5 protein-coding genes are annotated in these 4,233 nt (G+C 70.4%); all 5 read right to left on the bottom strand.

Annotated elements, in window-relative coordinates; translation table 11 throughout:
- Positions 1-411: Uma2 family endonuclease (locus tag VNS22_RS13255; RefSeq protein WP_325733136.1), on the bottom strand; the 411-nt coding region annotated here is incomplete at its 3' end.
- Positions 412-435: 24 nt separating this feature from the next.
- Positions 436-1,212: a type I methionyl aminopeptidase gene (map, locus tag VNS22_RS13250; RefSeq protein WP_325733135.1), complete on the bottom strand. Its 777-nt coding sequence runs from the start codon at positions 1,210-1,212 to the stop codon at positions 436-438.
- Positions 1,213-1,222: 10 nt separating this feature from the next.
- A complete protein-coding gene (gene map / locus VNS22_RS13245; RefSeq protein ID WP_414653356.1) occupies positions 1,223-2,122 on the bottom strand; it encodes a type I methionyl aminopeptidase in 900 nt (299 codons plus the stop codon).
- A 132-nt stretch (positions 2,123-2,254) separates the two neighbouring features.
- Positions 2,255-3,124: a DMT family transporter gene (locus tag VNS22_RS13240; RefSeq protein WP_325733131.1), complete on the bottom strand. Its 870-nt coding sequence runs from the start codon at positions 3,122-3,124 to the stop codon at positions 2,255-2,257.
- Positions 3,121-4,233, bottom strand: a 1,113-nt coding sequence (locus tag VNS22_RS13235; RefSeq protein ID WP_325733129.1) for an amidase, incomplete at its 5' end; no start/stop codon positions are given. The genes VNS22_RS13235 and VNS22_RS13240, both read right to left, overlap by 4 nt.

Genomic DNA, 4,233 nt, shown 5'->3' with positions numbered 1-4,233 from the left:
CTCGGCAGGCTTGTGCAGGAAGTCGACGGATCGGCTGGACGGCGAGGTGACCTCCACGAGGAGGACGGGATCACGCATCACCAGCTCCGCATCGGCAGGAGCACAGGACAGCACGACGTCGGGAATCCGCCGCCCGTCCTGAACCTCGACCGTGGCATCGGTTGCGACCCGGCAGCCCTTCGGCCGGCGTGCCCGGATCAGGCTGGCACAGGTGAGCTGGATGGTGTGGTGATTGGCCGTACCGCTGGCCACCGCCACGACCGGGTTCTCTTCCGAGGGAAATTTCGGGACCGGCCGGCCGTCGATGTATTCCCAGGGCTCCTCTCGCCCCTCACGCCACCGGAAATACTCCTCGACCGTCATCGGGCCGGGATCCTCGGCGTCTTCCACAGTCTGGGTGGACTTGGCCATGCCCGCACCTCCATGGCGCGAACGCTAGCACGCGGCATTCACACCCGTGAACACTTCCACCCCGTCTGCCGTGATCCCCACCGTATGCTCCGCCTGCGCCGCCCAGCCCCGGTCGCGGGTGACGGTCGACCAGCCATCGGGCAGGGTCTTTGTGTCGGGTCGGCCGGCGACCAGGATCGGCTGGACCGAGAGGAACATGCCCTCTTCCAACACGTCGCCCTCGCCCGGGCTGCCCCAGTGGTGGACGTGCGGCTCGGTGAAGAACTCGCGGCCGATGCCGTGGCCGCCCAGGTCGCGGAGGACGGCGAAGGCGACGCCGCCGATGCGGGCTTCGGCGGCCTGCTGGATGGCGTGGCCGAGGTCGCCCAGCGTGGCGCCGGGGCGGAGCACGGCCAGGCCGGCGGCCAGCGCCTGCTCGGCGCGTTCGGCCAGCAGGCGGCCGCGCGCCGTGGGCCGGCCGGCGTGGAAGCTCCGGCAGATGCCGGCGTGCCAGCCGTCCAGCCTCGCCTTGAAGGCGATCTTCACGAGGTCGCCGTCGGCCAGGCGCTTGGTCGGGCTCGGAATGCCGTGGCAGGCGACATGGTTGACCGAGATGCAGGCAGCGGCGGGAAAGCCGCGCATGCCCTTGGTCGCGGGCTCGCCGCCCCCGGCGCGGATCGTCGCCTCGACGATCGCGTCCAGTTCCGCCGTGCTGATGCCGGGACGGACCGCCGCTCCGGCCGCGGCCAGGGCCTGCGCCGCAAGCTGGCCGGCCCGGCGCATGGCGGCGAAGGCCTCCGGGCCGTGGCGGGAGATGGCCATGGCCGGACGGTCAGCCGACCTGCTGGACCGGCTTGTAGGGGGGCTTCTCGTAGCCGAGCGCCGAGCGGGTGAAGATCTCGACACCGGTCTCGGTCACGCCCACCGTGTGCTCGAACTGGGCGGAGGAGGTCTTGTCGCGGGTCACGCAGGTCCAGCCGTCGGCCAGCACCAGCACGTCCGGGCGGCCGACGTTCACCATGGGTTCGATGGTGAAGAACATGCCGGGCTGGAGCACCACGGGCGGGCGGGGCTCGAACTGCAGCTTGCGCGGGGTCTTGTAGTGCTTGACCTCGGGGGCGTCGTGGAAGTTGCGGCCGACGCCGTGGCCCACGAACTCCTCGACCACCGAGAACGCGACGCCGTGGCGGCGCTCTTCCACCACCTTCTGGATCGCCTCGCCGACATCGTCCAGCGTGGCGCCGGGCTTCACCACATTGATCCCGGCCCACATCGCCTCGTAGGTCCGCTCGATCAGGAGCAGGTCCTTCACCTTCGCCTTGGGCAGGGCGAACATGCGCGAGGTGTCGCCGTACCAGCCGTCCAGGATGACGGTGACGTCGATGTTGAGCGTGTCGTCCGGCTGGAGGAGCTTCTTCTCGCTGGGAATGCCGTGGTTCACCACCCGGCCGATCGAGATGCAGGACGAGGCCGGGTAGCCCTTGTAGTTCTTGGTGGCGGGGATGCCGCCATGGTCGAGCATGTAGCCTTCGATCAGCCGGTCGAGCTCGGCCGTGCTGATGCCCGGGCGGATATGGGGCGTGATGAAGTCGAGCGTGTCGGCGGCCAGGCGACCCGCCTTGCGCATGCCCTCGAAGCCGGCCTCGTCATGGATCGGGATCGGCCGGTTCTCCAGGCCGCGCTCGATGAAGCTGTTGGCGAAGGTCTCGGCCGCGGCCTCGATCCCGGCCATGGACGCGAAGTCGAACACTTCGTCGGGCTTCTTGTAGATGCTCTTGGCGGGCTTGGTCGGGCGGTTCATTCGGCAGGGTCACAACAGGTCGGGCGGTGGACGGGTCCGGCTACACAGGCGCTCGCGCCGAAGTCAACCGGGCTGGGCGCGCAGGCGCTCGCGCCACGCGGCATAAAGCCCGCTGGCGACGATCACCAGGGCGCCCAGCACCACATATGGGCCCGGCACGTCGCCAAACACGACCCAGCCCGAAATCGCGGCCCAGATCAGCATGGTGTAGGTGAAGGGCTGCACCACCACGGCCGGGGCGTATTGCAGCGCCAGGACCAGCCCGAAATGGCCGATCACGCCGAGTGCCGCCACCATGGCCAGCAGCAGCCACTGCTCGCCCGTGGGATTGATCCAGAAGAAGGGGCCCACCAGCGACAGGGCGATCGTGCCGCCCACGGTCTGCCAGACCATCGAGGTGGCGGCGGCGTCGTAGCGGCCGGCGATGCGGGTCATCACCTGATAGAAGGCGTACATGCCGGCACAGCCCAGCATGATCAGCATGCCCGGGCTGATCTCGGCAAAGCCCGGCCGGACGATGATCAGCACGCCGCACAGGCCCACGCCCACCGCGATCCAGCGGCGCAGCCCGACCTGCTCGCCCAGCAGTGGCACGGAGAGCGCGGTCACCAGGAGCGGGGTGAGCGCGAAGATCGCATGGGCGTCCGCCAGCGGCACGGTCTGGTAGCCCACCACCACGAAGGTCATCTCGGCGGCGATGAATATGGCGCGGGCGATCTGCAGCTTCGGCCGGGCACTGCGCAGCGTGGTGCGCAGCCCGCCGGGCATGGCCAGGGCCAGCGCCAAGGGAATGGAGAGCGCATAGCGCACCCACAGGATCTGCACGGGCGGCAGCTGGGTGGACAGCGTCTTGCTCGCCGCGTCCATCCAGCCGAAGCACGCCATGCCGCACAGGCAGATCAGGATGCCCTTGGTCTTGGTGTCGAGCGTCACGTCCCGGCGAGGGCGAAGCCGGACGGCCGGAACGGGCCGAACACCCGCTCGACCGCCGCGGCCGCCTGCAGGACCAGCGCCTCGGCGAACGGCCGGCCGATGATCTGCAGGCCGATCGGCATGCGGTTGCCGTCCAGGCCCACCGGCACCGAGACAGCCGGCAGGCCCAGCCAGTTGGACAGGCCGATCAGCTGGCCGATCGCGTTGGCGGTCTCGACGAAGCGCGCGTCGCCGCCCGTGTCGGTGTCCACGATCCGCGGGGTCTGCACCGGGCAGGTCGGCAGCACCACGAGATCGGCCTGGCTGAAGACGGTGGCGCAGAAATGGTCGAGCGCCCGAGCCCGGCTGCGCATGGCGGAGAGATAGTCGACCGCACCCAGCGCGAAGCCCGGCTGCATGCGCGCCAGGGTCTGCGGGACGAAGTCGGCATGGCGCTGCTGGACATGGGCGCGATGCACGGCACTGCACTCGGCCATCAGCACCAGGCGGCGGATCGCGGTGATCCTCGCGATGTTCTCCATCCCGCCCTCGGTGACGCTGGCGCCGTCCTCGGCCAGGGCCCGGATCGCGTCGCGCACGGCGGCATCGATCACCGGGTCGATCTCGCAGCCGAGCCCGGAGGTCGCGTGGAACAGGCGCAGGCCGCCCACCCCGCGCTCCAGCCCGGCCGTGTAGACCGGGACCGGCAGGCGGCTCGTGGTGGTGTCGTCCGGGTCGTGGCCGGCGATCGCCTGGAGGATGAGGGCGGCATCCCGGCTGGTGCGGGTGAGCGGCCCGACATGATCCAGCGAGAAGCTGAGCGTCATCGCGCCGGCCCGGCTGACCCGGCCATAGGTCGGCTTGATCCCGACCAGGCCGCAGAACGAGGCCGGAATGCGGATCGAGCCGCCCGTGTCGGAGCCGAGCGTGGCCGGCACCAGGCCCGCCGCCACGGCGGTGGCACCGCCCGAGGTCGACCCGCCGGTGATGCGCTCGGGGTCGTGGGCGTTGCGCGGCGTGCCGGTATGGTTGTTGTGGCCGGTCACGCCGAGTGCGAACTCGACCATGTTGAGCCGGCCGACATCGATGGCACCGGCCTGGTCCAGGCGGGTGAGCACGGTGGCGGTGCG

Origin of the sequence: Geminicoccus sp., assembly GCF_035556675.1 — a bacterium.
In the GTDB taxonomy this organism is placed as follows: Bacteria; Pseudomonadota; Alphaproteobacteria; order Geminicoccales; family Geminicoccaceae; genus Geminicoccus.
The sequence above is the reverse complement of the archived record's forward strand: the minus strand, read 5'-3'. Positions and strand labels throughout refer to the sequence as shown.